At 63.9% G+C, this 21,888-nt stretch carries 21 protein-coding genes; 17 read left to right on the forward strand and 4 right to left on the reverse strand.

The annotated features are described in order from the left end of the window. Positions 1-633: 633 nt before the first annotated feature. The 6 genes from J7I89_RS11460 to J7I89_RS11485 are packed head-to-tail and all read left to right on the forward strand — an operon-like array spanning position 634 to position 8,706. The gene (locus tag J7I89_RS11460; protein ID WP_214970208.1) at positions 634-2,367 is read left to right on the forward strand and encodes an ABC transporter ATP-binding protein; all 1,734 of its coding nucleotides are present in this window, start codon (positions 634-636) and stop codon (positions 2,365-2,367) included. Beyond that, positions 2,364-4,427: an ABC transporter ATP-binding protein gene (locus J7I89_RS11465; RefSeq protein WP_285290204.1), complete on the forward strand. Its 2,064-nt coding sequence runs from the start codon at positions 2,364-2,366 to the stop codon at positions 4,425-4,427. The genes J7I89_RS11460 and J7I89_RS11465 overlap by 4 nt, the downstream gene beginning before the upstream one ends. 56 nt (positions 4,428-4,483) lie before the next feature. After that, entirely contained in the window at positions 4,484-4,912 is a 429-nt protein-coding gene (locus tag J7I89_RS11470) for a thioesterase family protein (protein WP_214970212.1), read from the forward strand. A gap of 52 nt (positions 4,913-4,964) precedes the next feature. Beyond that, positions 4,965-5,177 carry a PLDc N-terminal domain-containing protein gene (locus J7I89_RS11475; protein WP_214970213.1) on the forward strand — a complete coding sequence of 71 codons (213 nt, stop codon included), beginning with the start codon at positions 4,965-4,967 and terminating at the stop codon, positions 5,175-5,177. Between the two features lie 54 nt (positions 5,178-5,231). Continuing rightward, complete coding sequence (locus J7I89_RS11480) at positions 5,232-7,463, forward strand: McrB family protein (RefSeq protein WP_214970175.1); 2,232 nt, start codon at positions 5,232-5,234, stop codon at positions 7,461-7,463. Further along, complete coding sequence (locus J7I89_RS11485) at positions 7,450-8,706, forward strand: McrC family protein (RefSeq protein WP_251045205.1); 1,257 nt, start codon at positions 7,450-7,452, stop codon at positions 8,704-8,706. Before J7I89_RS11480 ends, J7I89_RS11485 begins: the two co-directional genes overlap by 14 nt. Here J7I89_RS11485 and J7I89_RS11490 read toward each other — a convergent pair. Next, entirely contained in the window at positions 8,703-8,987 is a 285-nt protein-coding gene (locus J7I89_RS11490; protein WP_214970177.1) for a hypothetical protein, read from the reverse strand. The genes J7I89_RS11485 and J7I89_RS11490 overlap by 4 nt on opposite strands. A gap of 393 nt (positions 8,988-9,380) precedes the next feature. On the opposite strand from J7I89_RS11490, the gene J7I89_RS11495 reads away from it, so the two are divergent. Beyond that, positions 9,381-9,929 carry a TetR/AcrR family transcriptional regulator gene (locus J7I89_RS11495; protein WP_214970218.1) on the forward strand — a complete coding sequence of 183 codons (549 nt, stop codon included), beginning with the start codon at positions 9,381-9,383 and terminating at the stop codon, positions 9,927-9,929. 8 nt (positions 9,930-9,937) lie between these two features. Here the strand turns inward: J7I89_RS11495 and J7I89_RS11500 are convergent, their stop codons facing one another. Next, the gene (locus J7I89_RS11500) at positions 9,938-11,602 is read right to left on the reverse strand and encodes a cell wall metabolism sensor histidine kinase WalK (RefSeq protein WP_214970179.1); all 1,665 of its coding nucleotides are present in this window, start codon (positions 11,600-11,602) and stop codon (positions 9,938-9,940) included. 116 nt (positions 11,603-11,718) lie between these two features. On the opposite strand from J7I89_RS11500, the gene J7I89_RS11505 reads away from it, so the two are divergent. Continuing rightward, complete coding sequence (locus tag J7I89_RS11505; protein ID WP_214970181.1) at positions 11,719-12,474, forward strand: response regulator transcription factor; 756 nt, start codon at positions 11,719-11,721, stop codon at positions 12,472-12,474. Between the two features lie 17 nt (positions 12,475-12,491). Here the strand turns inward: J7I89_RS11505 and J7I89_RS11510 are convergent, their stop codons facing one another. Together J7I89_RS11510 and J7I89_RS11515 are read right to left on the reverse strand one after the other, a co-directional pair. Continuing rightward, positions 12,492-12,917, reverse strand: a complete 426-nt coding sequence (locus J7I89_RS11510; protein WP_214970183.1) for a very short patch repair endonuclease — start codon at positions 12,915-12,917, stop codon at positions 12,492-12,494. Between the two features lie 28 nt (positions 12,918-12,945). Continuing rightward, a complete protein-coding gene (locus J7I89_RS11515; protein WP_214970186.1) occupies positions 12,946-13,380 on the reverse strand; it encodes a pyridoxamine 5'-phosphate oxidase family protein in 435 nt (144 codons plus the stop codon). A gap of 257 nt (positions 13,381-13,637) precedes the next feature. Between J7I89_RS11515 and J7I89_RS11520 the strand changes: the two genes are divergently transcribed. The 9 genes from J7I89_RS11520 (at position 13,638) to J7I89_RS11560 (ending at position 21,863) form a co-directional block, all read left to right on the forward strand. After that, on the forward strand, positions 13,638-15,365 hold the full coding sequence (locus J7I89_RS11520) for a cytosine permease (RefSeq protein WP_214970189.1): 1,728 nt from the start codon (positions 13,638-13,640) through the stop codon (positions 15,363-15,365). Between the two features lie 272 nt (positions 15,366-15,637). Next, positions 15,638-16,294, forward strand: coding sequence for a DUF6318 family protein (locus J7I89_RS11525; RefSeq protein ID WP_214970192.1), 657 nt, complete (start codon positions 15,638-15,640; stop codon positions 16,292-16,294). A gap of 8 nt (positions 16,295-16,302) precedes the next feature. Beyond that, complete coding sequence (locus tag J7I89_RS25165; protein ID WP_251045206.1) at positions 16,303-17,247, forward strand: hypothetical protein; 945 nt, start codon at positions 16,303-16,305, stop codon at positions 17,245-17,247. Positions 17,248-17,503: 256 nt separating this feature from the next. Further along, positions 17,504-18,577, forward strand: a complete 1,074-nt coding sequence (locus tag J7I89_RS11535) for an alkene reductase (protein ID WP_214970195.1) — start codon at positions 17,504-17,506, stop codon at positions 18,575-18,577. Positions 18,578-18,754: 177 nt separating this feature from the next. Beyond that, entirely contained in the window at positions 18,755-19,285 is a 531-nt protein-coding gene (locus J7I89_RS11540) for an alternate-type signal peptide domain-containing protein (RefSeq protein WP_214970198.1), read from the forward strand. 73 nt (positions 19,286-19,358) lie between these two features. Further along, positions 19,359-19,982, forward strand: coding sequence for a hypothetical protein (locus tag J7I89_RS11545; RefSeq protein WP_214970201.1), 624 nt, complete (start codon positions 19,359-19,361; stop codon positions 19,980-19,982). Next, positions 19,969-20,613: a signal peptidase I gene (locus J7I89_RS11550; protein ID WP_374102016.1), complete on the forward strand. Its 645-nt coding sequence runs from the start codon at positions 19,969-19,971 to the stop codon at positions 20,611-20,613. Before J7I89_RS11545 ends, J7I89_RS11550 begins: the two co-directional genes overlap by 14 nt. Next, positions 20,610-21,077, forward strand: coding sequence for a hypothetical protein (locus tag J7I89_RS11555; protein ID WP_214970204.1), 468 nt, complete (start codon positions 20,610-20,612; stop codon positions 21,075-21,077). The genes J7I89_RS11550 and J7I89_RS11555 overlap by 4 nt, the downstream gene beginning before the upstream one ends. Positions 21,078-21,131: 54 nt before the next feature. After that, entirely contained in the window at positions 21,132-21,863 is a 732-nt protein-coding gene (locus J7I89_RS11560) for a GntR family transcriptional regulator (RefSeq protein ID WP_214970206.1), read from the forward strand. The last annotated feature ends 25 nt before the right edge of the window (positions 21,864-21,888 follow it).

Consider the following 21,888-nt stretch of genomic DNA (forward strand, 5'->3'; position numbering starts at 1 on the left):
TCTCGCACGCGTTCTCGTACGCGGTCAAAAACTCGAGCTTCTGGACCGGGGTGAACGACCGTCGAGGCCGCGGACCACCGGCCCGCGGTCCGGAACTACTACTACCACTACTCACAGCACTATCTTCGCGTACTGCACTCAAAACTGGACTGGACATGATTACTGAATTCCTGGCTCTCGCCCCACGCGATTAAACGGACTTGCTATGAGCCGTTGGTACCGTTCCAGCCTGACACGTAGGGCAGCGACGCGGGGCGCGAACGAACACTTGAGGCCCTATTTCCTTGGGGCTTAAGTGTCCGTTCGCGCTTTGCTATGGGTGGCTTAAGTGTCCGTTCGCGCTTTGCTATGGGTGGCTTAAGTGTCCGTTCGCGCTTTGCTATGGGTGGCTTAAGTGTCCGTTCGCGCTTTGCTATGGGTGGCTTAAGTGTCCGTTCGCGCTTTGCTATGGGTGGCTTAAGTGTCCGTTCGCGCTTCCCCAGGAGTATGGGGCGTACTCCGTGGGGATGATCTTCGCCTGCCGATGTTTCGCACGGGCAACGGATTTCGTAGAGTGGGAGCGCTTAGGATGTCAGACCTGGCTGCTAATACTTCTCTTACTAATTCGCGCTCTCTCCCAAAGGATCCGTGAGCATGCTCGTCACCCTCATACGGCGCTATTCCAAACCGTATATGCCGTACATATTGGCCGTCATTGCATTTCAATTGGCGTCCACTATTGCGGCCCTCTACCTGCCAAGCCTTAATGCACAAATCATTGACGAAGGCGTTTCCCGCGGCGACACCGACTTCATCTGGCGGACGGGCGGCGTCATGCTAGTCGTGGCGTTCATCCAGGTGGGCACCGCCATCGCAGGCGTGTACTTCGGCTCCAAGACGGCCATGGCCGTGGGGCGCGACCTGCGCCGCGGCGTTTTCCGCAAGGTGACCAGCTTCTCCGCCAAGGACGTCAACACGTTTGGCGCACCCACGCTGATCACCCGCGGCACCAACGATGTCCAGCAGGTGCAGATGCTGGTGCTCATGGGCCTGAACTTCATGGTCGCCACCCCGATCATGTGCATCGGCGGCATCATCATGGCCCTCCGCGAGGACATCAACCTGTCCTGGCTGGTCTGGGTCTCGGTGCCGGTGGTCATCGTTGTGGTCGGCTACCTTGTTGTCCGCCTGATGCCGCTGTTCCGGTCCATGCAGAAGAAGATCGACCGCATCAACGAGGTCCTGCGCGAACAGATCATCGGCATCCGCGTAGTGCGGGCCTTCGTCCGCGAGCCCTACGAAACCGAGCGATTCGGCGAGGCCAACAAGGAACTGACGGACGTTTCCCTGAAGATCGGCGCACTGTTCGTCCTCATGTTCCCGGCCATCGGCATGATCCTCCACCTCTCCACCGCAGCCGTGCTCTGGTTCGGCGGCCAGCGGGTGGATTCCGGCGACATGCAGGTCGGCGCCCTGACCGCGTTCCTGCAGTACCTGCTCCAGATCCTCGTGGCCGTCATGATGGGCACGTTCATGGCCATGATGATTCCCCGCGCGTCAGTGTGTGCGGACCGCATCGGCGAGGTGCTCGACGTCGAGCCCTCCATCCATGACCCCGCGCACCCCGAAACGCCTGCGGCACTGGAAGGCGTCGTCGAGTACCGGAACGTCACGTTCGCCTATCCCGGCGCGGAAGCCCCCGTCCTGAGCAACATCAGCTTCACCGCCCGTCCGGGGGAGACGGTGGCGATCATCGGCTCCACCGGCGCGGGAAAATCCTCGCTGCTGTCGCTGCTGCCCCGTCTGTACGACGTCGCCGAGGGCGAGGTGCTGCTCGACGGCGTCTCCGTCAGCAAGCAGGACCGGGCCGAGATCACCAGGCGCGTGGCCCTCGTACCGCAGCGCCCCTACCTGTTCTCCGGAACCATCGAGCACAACCTGCGCTTCGGCAAAACCGAGGCAACCGATGAGGAACTCTGGGATGCCCTCCAGGTGGCCCAAGGCGACGGATTCGTCCGGGACAAGAAGAACGGCCTCGGGTCCCGGATCGCCCAGGGCGGCACCAACGTCTCCGGCGGGCAGCGCCAGCGACTGTGCATTGCCCGGGCCTTGGTGACCAAGCCCAAGGTCTACCTCTTCGACGACTCCTTTTCGGCCCTGGACGTCGCCACCGACGCCCGCCTGCGCGCAGCCCTCAAGCCCACCACCGCCGATGCCACGGTGATCATCGTGGCGCAGCGGATCTCCACCATCACCGACGCCGACCAGATCCTGGTCCTGGACAACGGCCGGATCGTGGACCGGGGCACGCACGATGAACTGCTGGAAACGTCGCCCACCTACCAGGAAATTGTTGAGTCCCAGCTGAGCGTGGAGGAAGTGGCATGACCGCCGACAAGAAGGGCACACGCCTGGACAATGCAGCCCGCCCGGACCAGCCGGCCGCGGAAGCCGCGGAGCTGGACGACGACGACTTCATCGAGGAGGAATACAAGCCGGGCGAGGCCGATGGCGGCATGTTCGGTGCGGTGCCCGCGAAGAAGGCCCAGCATTTCTGGCCCTCCGCCAAGCGGCTCATGGGGCTGCTGAAACCGGAAGCCGTGGGCATCTACATCGTGGTGGCCATGGTCATTGTTTCCGTGGTCCTCAACGTCATCGCCCCTAAGGTGCTCGGGCAAGCCATGGACGTCATCTTTGGCGGCGTGGTAGGCAAGCAGCTCCCCGCCGGAGTCAGCAAGGACCAGTTCGTCGAGGGACTGCGGGCGCGGGGCCAGGACAACTTCGCTGACATGATCTCCCGGATGGAGCTCGTTCCCGGCACCGGAATCGACTTCCAGAAGCTGACCGTCCTCATTTCCGCCGTGCTGCTCATGTACTTCGTGGCCAACATCTTCCTGTGGCTGCAGGGCTACGTGCTGAACCGGATAGTCATGAAGGTCATCCGCCAGCTCCGCGACGACACCGAAAAGAAGCTTAACCGGCTTCCGCTGAACTACTTTGACACCCGCCAGCGCGGCGACGTCCTGTCCAGGGTGACGAACGACGTCGACAACGTCCAGCAGGCGCTGCAGCAGGCTTTCGCGCAGCTGATCAGCTCGCTGCTCACGGTCATCGGCATCGTCATCATGATGTTCATCGTCTCGTGGCAGCTGGCCCTTATTGCCCTGATCGCCCTGCCGCTGTCCGGCGTGGCGGCCGGTATGATCGGCGCGCGCAGCCAGAAGCTGTTCTCGGCGCAATGGAAGAACACGGGCGAGCTCAACGGCCAGATTGAGGAGTCCTTCTCCGGCCATGACCTGGTGCGTGTCTTCGGCCGCGACGCCGACATGCTGGAGCGCTTCGAGGAGCGGAACGAGGCCCTGTACAAGGCCAGCTTCGGCGCCCAGTTCGTCTCCGGCATCATCTTCCCCGTCATGCAGTTCGTTTCCTACCTGAGCTACGTCGGCATCGCCGTGGTGGGCGGACTTCGCGTTGCTTCCGGCAGCATGAGCCTGGGCGACGCAACGGCGTTCATCCAATACTCGCGTGAGTTCACCCAGCCGCTGGGCCAGATGGCGGGCATGGCCAACATGCTGCAGTCCGGTGTGGCCTCGGCGGAGCGCGTCTTCGAGTTCCTGGACGCGGATGAGCAGGACCCCGAAACCGCCACCAGGCACCTGCCGGCCAAGACCGATGGCCACGTGGAATTCCGGAACGTCACCTTCAGCTACACCGAGGACAAACCGCTCATCGAGAACCTGTCCTTCACGGCCGAGCCCGGGCACACCGTGGCCATCGTCGGGCCCACGGGCGCCGGCAAGACCACCCTGGTGAACCTCGTCATGCGCTTCTACGAGCTCAACTCGGGTTCCATCACGCTGGACGGCGTGGACGTCACGCAGCTGAGCCGTGCCGAGCTCCGTTCCAAGGTGGGCATGGTGCTGCAGGACGCGTGGCTGTTCGGCGGCTCCATCTACGACAACATCAGGTACGGCAAGCTCGACGCCACCGAGGACCAGATCATGGCGGCGGCCAGGGCCACGTTCGTGGACCGCTTCGTCCGGGCGCTTCCTGACGGCTACGACACCGTCATTGACGAGGAAGGCAACAATGTCAGTGCCGGCGAGAAACAGCTCATCACCATCGCCCGGGCCTTTGTGGCCAACCCGTCACTGCTGATTCTGGACGAGGCAACGAGTTCCGTGGACACCCGCACCGAGCTCCTGGTGCAGAAGGCCATGGCAGCGCTGCGCACCGACCGGACCAGCTTTGTCATTGCCCACCGGCTCTCCACCATCCGCGATGCAGACACCATCCTGGTGATGGAGAACGGCAAGATCGTGGAGCAGGGCAACCACCAGGCCCTCCTGGCGGCCGAAGGCGCCTATTACCGGCTGTACATGTCCCAGTTCGCCGGCGCGGATGCCGGGGAAACGCCCGTGGACGATTCGACGGCGGTGCACAGCTGAGCGCGGCCGGGCCCGGAAGCCACCAGGGTCCCCGCCGCATCGAGGTGCTCGTGCCGATGCGCTGGGGCGACATGGACGCCTACGGGCACATTAACAACGTGCAGATTGTCCGCATGCTGGAGGAAGCCCGCATCGGCGCCTTCGGCCCTCCGCGCGGCGCCGGGCTCCCGGGCGTGGATCCCCACGTCTCCCTGTTCAACGATGTTCCCGAGGGCACCATGGCGCTCATCGTGGACCACCGCATCCGGTACGTGAAGACGCTCGAGTACCGGAACGTCCCCGCGGTGGTCCAGGTGTGGATCGGGGCGGTCAAGGGCGCCAGTTTCGACATTCACTACCTTGTGCAGGACCCCGTAACTCGCGAGGATTGTGTGAAAGCCTCAAGTCATCTCGCCTTCGTTGATGAAGCCACCGGAAGGGTCCTGAGGCTAACGCCGGAGCAGAAGCAGCGGCTGGAGCCCTTCACCGAACGCAGGGAGCCTTAACCGTGGAAAAGGAGCCGTAGCTGTGAAAAAGAAGAAGAAATCCTGGAAGGACATGCCTCCGGCCGCGCGCATCGGGACAGTCATCGTGGGCGTGCTGCAGCTGGCGTTCCTCGCCGCCGCCCAGCGGGACATCTCACGCCGGCCCGCCGAACAGATCCGCGGCTCGAAGGCCGTCTGGCGGATGGTCACGCTGATCAATTTCATCGGCCCCGGCAGCTACTTCGCCTTCGGACGGAAGCGGTTGCCGCAGCCTACCCGGAAGTAGGTTCTCCAGCGGGCTTGGTGCCGGCGTTCAGCTTAAGCCTGTAAATTTGAAGGCATGACCCCCGCCACGAAGCCCGCCATGCCCCGTGCCCTCGGAATCTCCAAAGAAATCGAAGAAGCAGCATGGTTCGTGCTGGGGGCCGGGCTCCAAGGCAAGCCCTCAGCGCTGGACGGCCGCACCCAGACGTGGACGTCGGACGCCGCCGGGGAGGTCCTGGAACGGCTGCAGCGCGGGGTCGCGGACGCCAAGGCGCCCATGATGACCAACCTGCGGCACAACCTTGAGGATGCCTCCCGCGCGGCGAAGCAGCTGGCCGTGGAACTCCTGTTCCTCCAGTCGCTGCCGCTGGCGCACGAGGTGAAATCGCTCAAGGTCAAGCGGGCAAGGGTCGCGGAAGCCGCGTCGTGGCTCGAGCCCGCGCTCGAGCTTCCGGACGAGCTCTACAAAGGCATGACCGACCACGGCGTCATCCGGGACCGGACGGCCGAGTTCAACTGGACCATCTGGGACCACCTGAAGTGGCTCTGCCGGTTTGTGCAGCACGTCGACCAGCAGCCAACTCCTGCCATCAACAAGGCGCTGAAGGATCCGCTGGCCTTTCACCTGCTGGCCGCCGGCACGCCGGAGGACCAGCCGGCCATCCGGCGGAGCATCGAATACCTGGCCTGGCCCAGCTACTTCGAACCCGTGGTGGCGGACGTCGAACGCCAGGAGATCCGGGACGCCTTCGCCTCCCTGGTGGGCGGTGCCAAGGGGGACAGCGACGAGGAAGTCACCGCCGACATCCGCCGCATCCGCCTGCACCTCGATGAGCAGGCGGGCCAGCGCATCGACTGGTACTCCCGGCAGCTCGTGAGCCAGTGGCGCAAGGTGGGGGATCCGGGCCGCCGGGCCTGGCTGCTGCGCACCCACCACGACAACGCCGAGCTCCTCACCGCCTGGCAGGACGAGGAAAAGGTCACCCTCGGCGTCGAACACCTCCGCCTGCTGGACGCCGGCGTCACCGCCGGACTGGTCCAGCACGCGGTGGACGAGGATTACAAGCACCTCGGCTACGTGGAGCGGGAGGACACCAAGACGGCGGTCTTCGCCTTCCTGACCGTCATGAAGCCGGGCGACCTGGCGCTCTACCAGAGCTCCGGGGCAGTCCGGATCGGCGTCGTCCTGGGGGAACCGGACCACAACGAGGACAACCGCCGGATGCGCCGCAAGGTCCGCTGGTTCGACGAAGCCCACGCCACGGCCGATCTGCCGCGCCACGTCCAGCGCCAGCTCGCCACGCCGGGCATCGTCGTCGACGTCACCCGCGTGGTGCAGGCGCTGCAGGCGCTGGTGCCCGCTGAAGCGGAAACGGAGCCCGACGGCGGCACCGAACCGGCCGCCGTCGTCGCACCCGTCCAGGAAGGGTTCCGTCCGCTGACGCGCGAGTTCGCGGACTCGCTCCACATGGATCTGGACCCGCTGCAGGAGATCGCCGGGCTGCTGGAGGAAAACCGCCAGCTGGTGCTCTACGGCCCGCCGGGAACCGGCAAGACCTACCTCGCCAAGCACCTGGCGGCCGAGCTCGCGCAGGACAGCACCGACGAGCGCGTGAAGCTGGTGCAGTTCCACCCGTCCTACGCCTACGAGGACTTTTTCGAGGGCTACCGGCCGGACAAAACGGATGAGGGCCAGGTGTCGTTCAAACTGGTCGCCGGGCCGCTGCGCCGGCTGGCCGAGGAGGCCGCGAAGCCCGGCAACGAGTCCAAGCCATACTTCCTCATCATCGACGAGATGAACCGCGCCAACCTGGCCAAGGTGTTCGGCGAACTGTACTTCCTGCTGGAATACCGCGACGACCGCATCTACCTGCAGTACAGCCCCAACGAGCCGTTTACGCTCCCGGACAACCTGTACATCATTGGCACCATGAACACCGCGGACCGCTCCATCGCCATGATGGATGCCGCCATCCGCCGCCGCTTCGCGTTCATTGAGCTGCACCCCCAGACCGAGCCGGTGAAGGGGTCGCTGGTGCGGTTCCTGCAGGCACGGCAGCTGGACACCACCCCGGCGCTGCTCCTGGACGCCCTCAACGACGCGATCGACGAGTGGGACCGCGACCTCATGATCGGCCCCTCCTACTTCATGAAGAAGGCCGCCCAGACACCTGCCGGACTGCGCCGGATCTGGAAGTACGAGCTCATGCCGCTGCTCGAGGAGCACTACCACGGGCAGCTGAACCGTGCGCAGCTGGAGGAACGCTTCGGGCTGGACCAGCTGCTGGGGCGCCTTGCGGCTCGCTAGTCCCGCAGGCCGCGGCGGCCCGGCCGCCGCGCCCCGGCACATCGTGGTGGACGAACTGTCCGGCGGCGTGGTGGAGAAGCTGGATGCTGCCAGCGCCGCGTTCCTGAACGCCAGCGGACTGGCGAAGGCCTCGCCCATGGGCATGGGCCTCTACCGGATCGAGCCGGTGGGCATGGTGGGATCCGTGCGGACGCCGCTGGTGCAGCTCGACGTGCGGCCCAAGGGCCGGCTGGGGCTCAGCCGGCTGCTCTTCCTCCTCAGCTATGCCGGGGACCAGGGGTTCCGCGACGATCCCGTGGCCGCAGCCGAGGACACCGAGCTGTGGAGCGCGCTGGCGGCTTCCCTCGCGCAACTCGCCGAGCGTGCCCTGCAGCGCGGCGTGTTGCAGGGCTACCTCACCGTGGACGAATCCCTCAGGACGGTGAAGGGCCGGATCCGCATCTCGGACCAGATTTCGCGTCGGCCAGGCATGCTGGTGCCGCTGGAAGTCTCCTACGACGAATTCACCGAGGACATCGCGGAGAACCGGATCCTGCGCGCCGCCCTGGACCGCATGTCCCGCGTCCCCGGGGTGCGGCCCGACGTGCTCAGCCGCCTGCGGCAGCTCAAGGGAAAGCTCGACGCCGCCACCCGCCTTCAGTCCGGCGCTCCGCTGCCGCCGTGGCGGGCCAGCAGAATGAACACCCGGTACCATGCGGCGCTCCGGCTGGCTGAGGTGATCCTGCGCAACGCCTCGGCCGAGCCAGGGGAGGGGCAGCAGCAGACAGCCTCCTTCGTGGTGGACATGGGCAAGGTCTTTGAGGACTTCGTGGGCGCGGCGCTGCGGCAGGCCATGGCCGCATTTCCGGGTGAAATGAGGCTGCAGTACAACGCCATGCTGAACGAGGCCGTCCGGGATTCGGACCGGCTGACGGTGCGGCCCGATGCCGTGCACCTGCTGGGCGGCCGCCCCGTGGTGGTGTATGACGCGCAGTACAGGGCGCGCTCGGACCAGGGGGCATCCCTCTCGGCGGACCATTTCCAGATGCTGGCCTACTGCACGGCGCTGCGAGTGCCCACAGCCTGGCTGATCTATGCCGGGGCCGGGGAGATGAAGCTGAGGCGGATCCTCAACACTGACATCGACATCGTGGAGTTTCCGCTGGACCTTTCGCTGCCGCCGTCGGAGATCCTGGCCGCCGTAGCTGATTTGGCTGAGCAGTCCTGGGGAGAAGTGGTGCGGCAGGCGAGCATCACCCGCTAAGCGGGTTCTGGCTCAGGATCATCGGGCGGGCCGTGGAGGGCCAGCAGGTGATCGAGGAGGGCTTTTTCGGGGCGCCCGGCGTTTTCTGCGAGGCACTCACGCAGCCGGGTTCGGATGCAGGCACCGTCCGGGGCGGGATCCTCAAGAATCGACCAAGTGATTCCCATGGCCTGCCGCCGGAGCGGGACAAGGTCCGGATCCTGTGCCGGGCAAACCTTGGCCGGCAGCGCCGGCAGATCGGAGAGGTATCGCAGTTCCACCGGCATCAATTCCTGCGACATGTCATTCTCCCGTGCCGTCTGGCAATTCAGGTGCGGTCTCCTCGAGATTTGATGCTTCTCGTTCCTGATGATTTGCCGCTTTTCATTTCTTGAAGCTTCGAACTACTCGTCCCGCTAATTTCGCCGGCCCCAACGGATAGAACATCTTCGAAAACCATATCGCGGGCGGGGCAGACAAGTCTGTCTCGTTTTTGCGATAGGATATTAATAATGGCCGAATTATCCAGCTCAGGATTGCCTCGCGCCGGAATTTTTCCTTCCGGCGGGCTACAGTCCCGCCCGGGGACCGACGACACATTGGGTGACGCCGCGTCGGGTGGTGCCGCAGCCTTGGGAACTGGCGCCTTGGGTGCCGAAGCCCCGGGCGCGGCCGGTGCCGCCGGTGCAGCCGGGATGCGCGAGCGGATCGTCAACGCGGCCTATGGTCTCTTTGCGCGCAGGGGCGTCCGCGACGTCGGCATCAATGAGCTGATCAGCCGTTCCGGCGTCGCCAAAGCCACGTTCTATCGCCACTTCGCCTCCAAAGATGAGCTGGTGCTGGCTTTCCTCGAGCAGCGCGACCGCGTATGGACGGTCAACTCGATTGTGGGCGAAGCGAGGCGCCGGGCGGACACGCCGGAGCAGCAACTGCTCGCGATCTTCGATGTTTTCTCCGATTGGTTCCGCCGCACCGACTTCGAGGCGTGCTCCTTCATCAACGTGCTACTGGAGATGGGAGCCGCCCATCCGCTGGGACGGGCGAGCATCGATTACCTTGCAAAGATCCGCGGCCATGTGAAGCAGCTTGCGGACGAGGCCGGGCTGGAGCGTACCGAGGATTTCTCCCGGTCATGGCACATCCTGATGAAGGGCTCCATCATCTCGGCCGCTGAAGGCGATCTTGAGGCGGCCATGCGAGCGCGCCAGCTCGCCGGATGGCTGATCGAGCACCACCGGGCCTGACCGAAACGCTATGCCGGCACCGCAAAAGTGAAAGTGGTGCCTTCCCCTACTTCGCTGCGGAGCGACACGCTGCCGCCGTGGGCTTCCACTATGGCCTTGCTGATGGACAGCCCCAGCCCAACCCCGGGTATCGCGGAGTTGCGGACAGCGGCGGTCCGGAAGAATTTGGCGAAAACCTCCTCCTGGTCCTGTTCGCTCATTCCCATGCCGGTGTCGCTGACGCTGCAGACCACGTGCCCGTCCTCGGACCTCAGTGCAACCACCACTTCACCGCCGTCCGGCGAGTACTTGATGGCATTAGACACCAGGTTGTCCAGCACCTGGGAAATGCGGGCGGGGTCGACGTGGGCGGCCAGCCTTTCGGGCGCGTCGGCCATGAGCCGGATGCCCGAAACGGTGGCACGCGGCAGTGCGGCCGTGACGCTTGCGCGGACCAAGTCCGCCACGTTCACCGCGCGCGGGCTGACGATCAGCTGTCCGCCCCTGCTGGAAAGGAGATCCGAAACCAAGGTGAGGAGCCGCTCCGAGTTCCGGCGGATGATCTCGAGCGGCCCGCGCTGGTACTCCGTCAGGTCGTCGTCGTCATCCAGCATGAGTTCCACGTAGCCCAGGATCGAGGTCAGTGGCGTGCGGAACTCGTGCGAGACGTTGGAGACGAAGTCGTCCTTGGCCGCCAGGGCATTCACCAGTTCGGTGACGTCGCTGAACACGATGACCGAGCCGGCGAAGTTCCCGTCCTGGTCCCTCATTGGCCGGGCGCTGGTGGTGATGGCCCGCTGCTTGATGCCGTCGCCGAGCCAGACGAGGTAATCGGTGAATTCCTCGCCCAGGATGGCACGCCGGACAGGACGCTGCTCCGTCGGCACAAGTGTGTTGCGGTCGGCCGCGAAGACCAGCAGCTCGGATTCGTTGGGATCGTCGTTGCCCGCGGGTGTCGCCAGCTTGTGATGGGCGCGCTGCTTGCGGTTCATCAGGATGTCATTGCCGTCGGCATCCACGGCGAGCACGCCCAGGTGCACGGTGTCCAGCACCGTGTTCAGCAGCCTCTCCTGGCCCTTGCTGTCATCCAGCACCAGGCGCAGCTGGGTGTCCTTTTCCTCCAGATCGCGTTGCTGCCGGACCATGCTGAGGGTCATGACCGTCACCGAAACGCCGATCCCCAGCATCATGACCGGGAGGAGGAAGGACCGGGCCAGATCCTGTCCGGAGACATCCCCCCGGATCAGCAGCGGCACCCAGATGATTGCCAGCGGACCGAAAAAGGAAATGGCCACGGCAGTCTTCGGAAATACCCCTGAGGCGCATAGCCAGATCACCGGGAAGACGGCCATGAGGCTGATTCCGGTCAGGCTGTCCTGGCCGCCCTCCCTGCCGAGCGCAATCGAGACGAGGTCCAGGATCGGAATTACCAGAAAAGCCGGGTACGGCAGCTTGTCCCAGGGCACGGCGTAACAAAGCAGCAGAATTATCCCCTGCGACAACAGGAAGCTGATGAACAGCGGATTCATGAGCGTCTCGGGGAAGAAAGCCAAAATCAGGAATGCGGTGATACCCGCCGTTACAGAGAGCGGCATCTGGCTCAGCGTTACGCGGCTCCGCATGGAGTACTCGTGGAACGGTCGCCGGAAGAGCAGAATTCTCCCGGAAGCGTCCTTCCAGGTTGGACTGCTCATAGGTGCTTGTCCGATGGGTGCTTGTCCGGTAGGACGGGGCCGATGAAACGCATATCTGCAGGATAGCGGGCGGGAGCTATACTGCAGACGGGATGTAGCGGGCTGAGGGGGCTGCGATGAGTGATGCACGCGTGGGGCTGGTCATTGAAGATGACCACGATATTCGCGAATTAGTGCGTGTTGTACTGACGCAGGCAGGCTTTGACGTGACCGCTGCGAGCAGCGGCGCGGAAGGCGTTATCGCCGCCAAGGAGCTGGACCCTGCGGTTATCACCCTGGACCTTGGCCTGCCCGACATTGACGGTTTCGAAGTGGCGCGGCAGATCCGTCAGTTCTCCGATGCCTACATCGTCATGCTCACCGCCCGTGCGGAGGAACTGGATACCCTGATCGGTCTCGAATCCGGCGCGGACGACTATCTCACCAAACCCTTCCGTCCCCGGGAGCTGCGCGCCCGGGTCGCCGCCATGATGCGGCGCCCGCGTTCGACGTCGGATGTCGCCGAAGAGAACGGCGCACCTTCCGGCGCGGCCAATTATGAGAGCATCTTCAGCCACAACGGGCTGGACATGAGCTACGACTCCCGGACGGTGACCGTGGATGGCAAGGAGCTCAGCCTGACGCGCACCGAATTCGATCTGTTGCATGCTCTGCTTGAAGCTGGCCGCATGGTCCGTACCAAAGCGGACCTGGTGCGCCGCCTGCGGGACGAACCGTACGACGTCGGAAGTTACATCAGCGAGGCCGACGAGCGCTCCGTGGAAGTGCACATGGGCAACCTGCGCAAGAAACTCGGTGACTCCGCGCAGAGTCCGCGCTGGCTCCAGACCGTCCGCGGCGTCGGTTACAGACTGGCTCCCGCCCAACACTGACACCGCCGGCTGCGGGTTCAGTTCTTAGCGAGGAATTGCTCCAGCTGCTGCTCCAGCGCTGATGCGTCCCGCAGCTCGCATTCCCACACGGTGAGCACCTCCCATCCGGCGCTTTCGAGCTGACGGCGCTGATCGGCGTCGCGGTTCCTGGTCCTTGTCCGCTTCGCCTCCCAGAATTCTGCGTTGGCCTTGGGGGAGTGCTGGCCGGCCTTGCAATCGTGGAAGTGCCAGAAGCAGCCGTTGACGAAGATGACCTTGCGCCTACCGGCGAAGACAAGATCCGGGTTCCCCGGCAACTTGCTGCCGCGGGAAGCACCGTGCAGGCGGTAGCGGTAGCCTTTGGCATGCAGGAGGCTGCGCACCAGTAGTTCGGGTTTGGTGTTCTTGCCCCTGATCCGCGACATGTTCCAGCTGCGCTGCTCAGGTGTCAGCCGGTCCGCCATGTCTAAAGTCTAGGCTTGCTGCAGCTTGCTAGATTTCCCGTTCCGGCTGTTCGCCGAACTCGAAGTGCCGGCCGCTGACGGAGCCGGGTTCGATCTCCACGTAGAAGTCCTTGAGCGTGGGGACCCATGACGCGAGTCCCAGTGTCTCCGCCTCCGCAATTTCCGCCGACTTGCTCAGCACCCGTGCGGTACCGCGGAGAACCACCGACCACGCCTGGTCTGACATGATGCCGTCCGTCTCGAAGAGGATGCGGTCGTTGATGGTCACCTGGGCCAGCTTGTTGCCGGGCGCCGTTCGGAAGTACAGCTTCCGGCGGCTGGTCACATAGTTGACTGGGAAGATGTCGGGCTCACCGGCAACAGTGACCACGAGACGGCCGTGCTTGGTGCCCTCAAGAAGCTGCCAGCATTGTTCGTCGTCGAGGATCAGGATGGGGTCGCCGTCTGCGTGGTTGAACATCATGGCTCCATTCTTCTACGTCTTGTAGAAAAACGATAGGGATATGAAGAAATTTTCCCAGCCATGGACGTGAATCCGCCAGCACCCTGCGTCGCCGTTGCGTGACTCCGCTGGTCGAGCTCGTCGAGACCGGGCTGATCGAGGCCGCGAGGAGAAAAGCCTTGGGGATCGTTAACACCTTTGTAATGGCCTCGTGACGGGGCTGTCTCACGTCGTGACTAGCGTCAGCAGAGACCAACTGGCGACGAAAGCGACGACTGATGACCAATGATCTGAGGGCCACCGAACTGCGGGAGCCGACGGCGGGCGGCGGCACCGCCGTCGGGCGCCGTCCGCACGGGAGCACGACGGCGGGTAACGCCGACGCTTTGAGCGCCACCAAGGAAAGCCTGGAGGACTACACGCTGAGGTTCGCACCGCGGTCCTATCGCAAGTGGAGCGCCGGGGTGGTGGCAACCAGCGCACTTGGGGGCATAGCGTACCTGGCCGATTTCTCGATCGGCGCGAATATCGGGATCGCCTATGGCACGGTGAATGCGATCTTCGGGATCCTCGTGGCCGCGGTAATCATTTTCGCCACGGGGTTTCCACTGGCCTACTACGCGGCCCGGTACAACATCGACCTTGACCTCATAACGCGCGGCTCGGGCTTCGGCTACTACGGCTCCGTGGTCACGAACGTCATTTTCGCGACGTTCACCTTTATCTTCTTTGCCCTGGAAGGTTCCATCATGGCCCAAGGGCTGGAGCTGGGACTCGGCGTTCCGCAGTGGCTGGGATACGCCGCCTCCACCGTCATCATCATCCCGCTGGTGATCTACGGTATGAATACCCTCGCCAAGCTCCAGGTGTGGACCACTCCGCTCTGGCTGCTTCTCATGGTGGTGCCCGTGGGATATCTGGTGGTGTCCCATCCCGGCAGCATCGATGATTTCTTCACGTTCACCGGAGATTCCGGGGCGGAGGGCACCAATCTGGCGTCCGTGATGCTGGCGGCCGGCGTCTGCCTGTCCTTGATGGCGCAGATTGCCGAGCAGATTGACTACCTTCGCTTCATGCCGCCCAAGACCGCGGAGAACAAGGGCGCGTGGTGGAGGGCCGTGATCCTCGCCGGGCCGGGATGGGTCATGTTCGGAGCCGTCAAGCAGATTGTCGGCATGTTCATAGCCGTCTATCTGATCGCCAAGCTCGATCCGGCCGCCTCCGCGACGGCCAACGAGCCGGTGCACCAGTTCCTCGGCGTTTATCAGGAAATGATGCCGGGCTGGCTGGCCATGACGTTGGCGGTGGTGCTGGTGGTCATTTCCCAGATCAAGATCAACGTGACCAACGCCTACTCTGGCTCACTGGCATGGACGAACAGCTTCACCCGGGTCACCAAGACCTACCCCGGCCGCATGGTGTTCGTGGTGGTGAACCTGCTGATTGCGCTGGTTCTGATGGAAGCGAACATGTTCAGCTTCCTCAACACCATTCTGGGCTTCTACGCCAACTGCGCCATGGCGTGGGTGGTGACTGTTGCGTCGGACATCGCCATCAACAAGTACCTGCTCAAGATCTCGCCGAAGACGCCCGAGTTCCGGCGCGGCATGCTGTATGCCGTGAACCCGGTGGGCTTCGTTTCCATGCTGGTCTCTGCAGGGATTTCCATTGCCGTGTTCTTTGGGGCGTTTGGGCAGGGCATCCAGCCGTACTCGCCAATCTTCGCTGTGGTGCTTGCCTTGGTGTTGCCGCCCGTGCTGGCTGTCTTGACCAAGGGACGCTATTACCTTCGGCGCCCCGACGACGGGATTGACCTGCCGATGTTCGACGCCGACGGCAACCCCAGCGACGCTAAACTCCTGTGCCACGTGACGGGAATCGAATTTGAGCGTCCGGACATGATCCGTTCCGCCCAGGACGGACCCGACGGCGAACCCCAGTATGTGTCTTCGCTAGCCCTGTCGACCGATAGATCGGGGGAGCTCGTTTTGCCGGCACAGCGGTAAGGAATATTGGGCCTGTTTGGATTGGCCTTGGCAACATTGACGGGCCCGGTGGCAAAAGCACCGGGCCCGTTTTGTGTGCGGTGTTGTCACGGGGATTTGTGCGGTCTTCTCGCGCGCTCCGGCGGCTTTGACTTTCCGCGCCAGCCGGCAGGTGGTAGAACGAGAGGGTTCGCTGGCTGTGGATAACTTTGAGCCCGAAAGTGTAGCCTCGGCTACCCTTTAACCATTGTTCGGACACAGATGTCTTGAAAACTATCCGGGGGGATTAGCGCATGACTTCTCGTAGCTTCAGTTCGGGGCGCCTGCGCCTCTCCGCGATTTCCGTCCTTGCCGCTTCCGTCCTGGTGCTCAGCGGCTGCAGCAATGGCGAAGGCCCCAAGAATGGCTCGAGTGACGGAACTACGTCCTCCGCTTCCACCACCGCCACTCCGAGCGCCACCGCGACTCCCACTCCTAAGCCGGTTTATAAGCCTGCGGACGCCAAAGGAAAGGCCCAGAACGTGCCGGTTCCCGTAAAGCCGGCGTTGGCGGATAAGAATTCGAAAGAGGGGTTGGAGGCGTTTACGAAGTACTGGTTCTCACTGCTAAATTACGGTTTTGAAACGGGCAACCTGACTGCATGGTCAAAGTTATCCGCTCCTTCTTGCAGCTTCTGCAACGTTCTGAAGAATAGTGTGGCTGTCGGATACAAGGAGGGACGGTGGCAAGTTGGAGGACGACTTTCCACTCCGTCTGTGGAATCGAAATTCAAGCCCCGAGCACCAACGCAACAGGTCATCGTTCAGGTCATCCAGGAGGACACTCAGTATTACAAGGCCGATAAGAGCGTTGGACGAGCTCCTGCAGATGGGTCTAACACTGCTTCAGTAGTCATAGCCGCGTATTCGGGCGGTAAGTGGGCGGTCTCCGACATGCATCTGATCCAGTAACGAAAATCATGATTTCGAATGCGGTAGGGGCAACGATTCTAGCCGTAGCGCTGACTCTTGGAATAGCGCCACAGGACGCCACAGCGGCTGACGACGATTACGGTGGCACGGTTGACTACGATGAGGCGGGAATCGTCGTAGGCAATTGGATCCTCGACGAGACCACCGGTGAGATAGTACCCGCGCCGCCCGGCTTCGTAAGCCAGGATCCAAACCAATACAGAGCCGAACCGCAGTGCCAGGTCGACGAAAACAACTTGGATATCAGTTGTCTGCCTGGACAACTTCCGTGCCCGCCCAGAGCTGACGGGAAACCCGGGGTGCCCGTCATCTGGAAGGTCGCGCCGCGGTCGCTCCCTAATCCGACGTGGTCGGACTGGACCGCCAACGGTGGCGGACCCACTTGCCTCTACGACCAGAATCCGGATGATTTACTTCCCCGAATCGCGGCACGAATTCAAAGCGAATTCCAAAAGCTGCCTGTCGTGCCGGGGAAGGTCACGGCACAGCCGAGCCCGCACACGCTTCGGGGTGCAGAGACGAATTTTTATGCCATCGCTAACGAGCAGCCATTCGACATTACGATTTTGGCGCAGAAGATTCATATTGTGGCCAAGCCCGTCCAGTACCGCTGGGATTACGGGGACGGCACTTCGCTCGGCCCGACAACCACTATGGGCGGACCTCTGCCGCAGGATCGCTGGGGTGAGAAGACGCGCACGAGCCACGCTTACGCTGCGACGGGTGACTTCAACGTTGTGCTCACCACGTACTTCCAGGGCACTTATTCCGTGAACGGCGGGCCGGCCCTTCCCATCCCCAACCAGGGCCAATTCAGTTCTCCGCCGCAGACCGTGAGCGTGTGGCGTTCCGTCACGCGGAACTATGCAGACGACTGCATCACCAATCCCCGAGGCCAGGGATGCCCGGGAGCTGCCCAAGGCAACGGGTAGGCGCCCCAAACCGCAGGCAAGGACACTGCCGTCAAGATCATCGACCATCCGTAAGGCGTTCCATCCGTAACCAGGCAGTCCAACCGCATTCAGCCAAGAACTGACGACGACGGCGGCACCCGCTTTGGGGGCCGCCGTCGCCGTGCCCGGGGTGCTTTGGGCGGCGTGACCCCATGACCTGCATCACACCCGGAATACTTGCACACGCGTGGCAGTTGGGCCCAGTGAACCCAATGCATTCTGAAAGGAACCACGTATGCTGTTTTCTCCACTGTCCCTCGGTGAGCTCGAACTGCCCAACCGCCTCGTCATGGCACCCCTCACCCGCGTACGCGCGGGCAAGGAAGGCGTGCCCGGACCGCTCGTGGTGGAGCACTACCGCCAGCGGGCTTCCCTCGGTCTCATTGTCAGCGAGGGCACATACCCCAGCCCGGCCGGCCGATCCTACCAGGGACAGCCCGGAATTGTCACGCCTGAGCAGATCGCCGGCTGGAAGAACGTCACTGACGCAGTCCACGCGGAAGGCGGACGGATGTTCGCGCAAATCATGCACGGCGGCCGCGTCTCCCATGAGGACATCACGGGCGGCTACCGCGTTGTTGCGCCGAGCGCCGTCGCCGTCGAGGGTGAAACCCGCACGTACACCGGCAAGCAGGCATACCCGGTGCCGCACGAGCTCTCAACGGAGGAACTGCCCGTAGTCATCCAGGAAATCGTCACGGCGTCGCGCAATGCCATTGAAGCGGGGTTCGACGGCGTCGAACTGCACTCGGCCAACGGCTACCTCCTGCATGAATTCCTGGCGCCCAACACCAACGTGCGCACGGACAGCTACGGCGGCTCACCCGAAAACCGCGCGCGCTTTGTCATCGAGACCGTCAATGCCGTCTTCGAAGCCCTGGGCGCAAACCGCGTCGGCATCCGCATTTCGCCCGAGCACAACGTTCAAGGCATCGAAGAGAACGACGCCGTCGATGTCCGGGCCACCTACGAAGTGCTGGTGAACTCGATCGCTCCGTTGAACCTTGCCTACCTCAGCATTCTGCACGATGACCCCTCGGGGGAACTCGTCCAGGACCTGCGTGCCCGCTTCAACGGCACGTTCCTCGTCAACACCGGTTTTGGCCTCATCACCACCCGCGAGGAAGCGGCCGCGCTCGTGGCAGACGGCCACGCGGACGCCGTCGTGGTGGGCCGGCCGGCCATCGCCAATCCCGATCTCGCCCGCCGCTGGCGCGAAGGCCTGCCGCTGAACGAGCCCGACCAGGCCACGTTCTACGGCGAAGGCGCGAAGGGATACACCGACTACCCGGTGTACCAGACGGCCTAGCCAGCACCAAAGCCACGCATTCAAGGGAACCGTCCGGACACCGGGCGGTTCCCCTTTGTTTGGCTGCAGTTTTTCTTGAGTGAATCTTGATTCTTTGTGGCATGGAGTCCTGAGCCGGCCACGGCATTGTTCTGGGTAGCAAGACAACTGCCACCACAAATTTTGAAGGGTCTCACCATGAAGAACAGCGCACTGATCAAGGGAACCGCCGCCATCGCCGTGGGCGCCGCACTGCTCCTGGGCGGCGGCGGCACGCTGGCCTCCTGGAACGCAGCAGACAACGCCGCGCCCGGGACGGTCGTCGCCGGCGACCTGAACGTCGTGAAGAGCGGAGCCGGCGTGTGGACGGACCGCGCCGGCAACCCCGTGACTATCTCCACCTACAAGGTTGTTCCCGGCGACAAGCTCACCTACACCCAGGTCCTCGACGTGACGCTGACGGGCAACAAGATGGCGGCCAACATCACTGCCGCCGGCACCGGCGCGGCCAACGGATTCACTGCCGCCAACGTCGTCGTGACCGACCCCGTACTGAAGGTCGCCGGCGTGACCGTTACCAACCCGCTGACCACCTCCAAGACGGTCACCGCGACCATCACCTTCGAATTCCTCTCCACCACCACCGGCCGCGCCGACGTTACTGCGACGTACAACTTCGGCAACGTCGCCTTCACCCTGGAGCAGATCATGCAGGACGGCCTGGCCTAATAGACCGCCGGCCATCTGGGGGTGGCCGGCTGCATCGTCGCAATAACCGAATGAGGGGTCAGGAGGAGGAACCATGGGCATCCCGCGCAGCCTGCGGGCGGCGGCACTCATCGCCGCGGCAGTGCTCCTGGGCCTCCTGACCGTTCAGGGCACGTACGCGCTCTGGGCGGCCAACGCATCAGCTACTCCCGGATCCGTATCCGCTGCATCGTTCAACGTCAGCCTCACAGGAATGCCCTCCGGCCAAACCACCAACATGACGCTGGCCGGCGGACAGGCCGCCAGCCTGGCACTGACCACATCAGGCACGCCACTGGCCGCTCTTGGGCCGGGCTCCGCGGTCCATTCCAGCGTTTCGGCAACCAACAATTCCGACGCCGGGGGACAGTTCAGCATCAGCATCACCGCAGGTGCCCCGACAGTCACCAACGTGGGCGGGGGGTCGCTGGCACAGTACTTGACCGTGAGCGCCAAGAACGTGGCAACGCCTGCCGAGTGCAGTACCACCACGGGCTACGCCCAGCTCACCTCGGCAGGACTGACCACTGCGGCAGTCCCCAAGGCCGGAACCACCGTCGTCTGCTTTGAAGTCAAGCTCTCCTCCACCGCTCCATCCACCCTGAAAGGACAAGCCGTGAGCATCTCGATCCCCCTCACCGCTTCCCAGCTCTGCGGGGTGCCCAGTGGCTGCGCTTGATACCTTCCCGGCAACCGGCGGTAAATCCTCCCAAAGAAGCGGCGCGAAGATTGCCCGTGAACAGGTGGAGAGTACTGACCAGGCAACGAAGCCGGCCCGCCGCTGGATCGCCTCCGCAGGCCGCTTCGCCAACCTAGTGCTGCTGATGGTCGCAGTTTTCGCCGCCCTGGTACTCGTACTCGTACCCAAGGCCACCGGTTCCCAGACCTACTCGGTCCTGACCAACTCCATGGCTCCGAAGTACTCGCCGGGCACATTCCTGGTGGTCAGGCCCGCCGCGTTCAGCGAACTCAAATACGGCGACGTCGTCACGTTCCAGTTGGAGTCTGGCCGTCCGGAGGTGGAGGCGCACCGGATTGTCGGGTTCGGCGCCACGCAGGCCGGGGAAAAAACCCTGATCACCAAGGGCGACAACAACGACATCAACGACCCCAAGCCCGTCCGTGAACTCCAGGTCAATGGGAAACTGTTCTACGCCGTCCCGTTCGTCGGGTACGCTGCCAATGCACTCGGCAATGCGGATCGAGGCCTCTGGGTGGCGGCCGGGGCTGCCGGCCTCATCGGCTACGGCCTTCTGCTCATCGTCCGGCACATCCGCAGCCGGCGCCGGAATTCAGGAGCGGCAGCATGAAGCCCCAGGCCAAGATCCCCGGCGCCATGCTGGCGCTCTTCGCCTTTGTGCTGACGGTGCTCCTCGGCATCGGCGGCGCTGCCGCCGTCGCGCTGTGGCAGCAGTCAGCCACCGCGACCATGACGGTCTCGGCCGGCACCAACTGGGGTCCCCCCATCACGTTGTCCTGCACGAACAGTGTGAACGAAAAGACCGCAACCCTGACTTTATCCGCGGCTCAGACCCCTACTACGCTCACTATGGCTGCCCGCCGGGCCGACGGCACCTACAGTCCCACCGAGTACTCCGCCGGCACCGGAACCGGGCCGATCACCCTGACGGAGCTGTCTCCCATCGTCGTAGCGAACGCCGGAGCGAGCCCCCTGACTGTCCGCGTGACTGCCACGTTCGCGGACCTGGAGAAATCGACTGCAGAATGGACCTTCACCATCGCCACCGGAGGAAAGGTCAAGTGCACGCCGTAGCGTCCCTGATGGGGCTGTGCGGCCATCCCGAGTGCGCCCCTATAGGATTTGACCATGCAGAAAGCGTCCAACGGCCCCCGCTCCGGCAGCCAGCCCGCCGTACAGGCTGACCGCCGGGGTGGCCGCACCGTCAGCCGCCAGGTCCTGGCGGACCACGTCTACGAGGAGCTTCTGGCCTCGCTCATGGACGGACGGCTGGAGCCCGGCGCCGCCGTCAGCATCGACGGAACCGCCCGCGAACTCGACGTTTCGCCCACCCCGGTCCGCGAGGCCCTGGCGCGGCTGGAGCACACCGGCATGGTCCGCCGCGTGGCGCTGAAGGGCTATAGAGTGGCCCCGGTCTTCACCCGGGAGGACTTCGCGGAGCTCATGGAGGCCCGCCTCGCGATCGAGCCCGTGAACGCGCGACTGGCGTGCGCGCGCCTGACGCCGCAGCGGTTGGCCGAGCTGGAACAGGCCGTCGAGGACCTGAAATCGGCGCCGCGGGGCCCGTCCTTCGCTGAGTACAAGGACTATCTCGAAGCCGACGAACGCTTCCACCAGCTGATCGCCCAGCAGACCGGGAACCAGTTCATGGTCTCCGCTTACGCAGCACTGGGCGGCCAGGTCCAGCGCTTCCGCCTTTTCGGAGGCGTGGGCATTACAGACGCCGAGTATGCCATTGCGGAGCACCAGTCCGTCCTGGACGCACTCTCCACCGGCGACCCCAAAAAAGCCGAAGCCGCCATGGCCGACCACGTCCAGAAGGTCCGGGCCCGGGCCATTGCCGACGCCCCGGCTGACTAGCACCCCAAGTAAGTAGCCGTTGTGC

It is taken from the genome of Arthrobacter sp. ISL-5, assembly GCF_018613835.1.
Classification (GTDB): Bacteria; Actinomycetota; Actinomycetes; order Actinomycetales; family Micrococcaceae; genus Arthrobacter.

Bases quoted from the DNA above. Each gene is read 5' to 3' on its own strand.
- J7I89_RS11520 (WP_214970189.1), top strand. From the start codon at position 13,638: ATGACCAATGATCTGAGGGCCACCGAACTGCGGGAGCCGACGGCGGGC.
- J7I89_RS11525 (WP_214970192.1), top strand. From the start codon at position 15,638: ATGACTTCTCGTAGCTTCAGTTCGGGGCGCCTGCGCCTCTCCGCGATT.
- J7I89_RS11540 (WP_214970198.1), top strand. From the start codon at position 18,755: ATGAAGAACAGCGCACTGATCAAGGGAACCGCCGCCATCGCCGTGGGC.
- J7I89_RS11460 (WP_214970208.1), top strand. From the start codon at position 634: ATGCTCGTCACCCTCATACGGCGCTATTCCAAACCGTATATGCCGTAC.
- J7I89_RS11535 (WP_214970195.1), top strand. From the start codon at position 17,504: ATGCTGTTTTCTCCACTGTCCCTCGGTGAGCTCGAACTGCCCAACCGC.
- J7I89_RS11480 (WP_214970175.1), top strand. From the start codon at position 5,232: ATGACCCCCGCCACGAAGCCCGCCATGCCCCGTGCCCTCGGAATCTCC.
- J7I89_RS11515 (WP_214970186.1), bottom strand. From the start codon at position 13,380: ATGATGTTCAACCACGCAGACGGCGACCCCATCCTGATCCTCGACGAC.
- J7I89_RS11500 (WP_214970179.1), bottom strand. From the start codon at position 11,602: ATGAGCAGTCCAACCTGGAAGGACGCTTCCGGGAGAATTCTGCTCTTC.
- J7I89_RS11545 (WP_214970201.1), top strand. From the start codon at position 19,359: ATGGGCATCCCGCGCAGCCTGCGGGCGGCGGCACTCATCGCCGCGGCA.
- J7I89_RS11495 (WP_214970218.1), top strand. From the start codon at position 9,381: ATGCGCGAGCGGATCGTCAACGCGGCCTATGGTCTCTTTGCGCGCAGG.
- J7I89_RS11490 (WP_214970177.1), bottom strand. From the start codon at position 8,987: ATGTCGCAGGAATTGATGCCGGTGGAACTGCGATACCTCTCCGATCTG.
- J7I89_RS11510 (WP_214970183.1), bottom strand. From the start codon at position 12,917: ATGGCGGACCGGCTGACACCTGAGCAGCGCAGCTGGAACATGTCGCGG.
- J7I89_RS11555 (WP_214970204.1), top strand. From the start codon at position 20,610: ATGAAGCCCCAGGCCAAGATCCCCGGCGCCATGCTGGCGCTCTTCGCC.
- J7I89_RS11465 (WP_285290204.1), top strand. From the start codon at position 2,364: ATGACCGCCGACAAGAAGGGCACACGCCTGGACAATGCAGCCCGCCCG.
- J7I89_RS11505 (WP_214970181.1), top strand. From the start codon at position 11,719: ATGAGTGATGCACGCGTGGGGCTGGTCATTGAAGATGACCACGATATT.
- J7I89_RS11475 (WP_214970213.1), top strand. From the start codon at position 4,965: ATGCCTCCGGCCGCGCGCATCGGGACAGTCATCGTGGGCGTGCTGCAG.
- J7I89_RS11560 (WP_214970206.1), top strand. From the start codon at position 21,132: ATGCAGAAAGCGTCCAACGGCCCCCGCTCCGGCAGCCAGCCCGCCGTA.
- J7I89_RS11470 (WP_214970212.1), top strand. From the start codon at position 4,484: ATGCGCTGGGGCGACATGGACGCCTACGGGCACATTAACAACGTGCAG.
- J7I89_RS25165 (WP_251045206.1), top strand. From the start codon at position 16,303: ATGATTTCGAATGCGGTAGGGGCAACGATTCTAGCCGTAGCGCTGACT.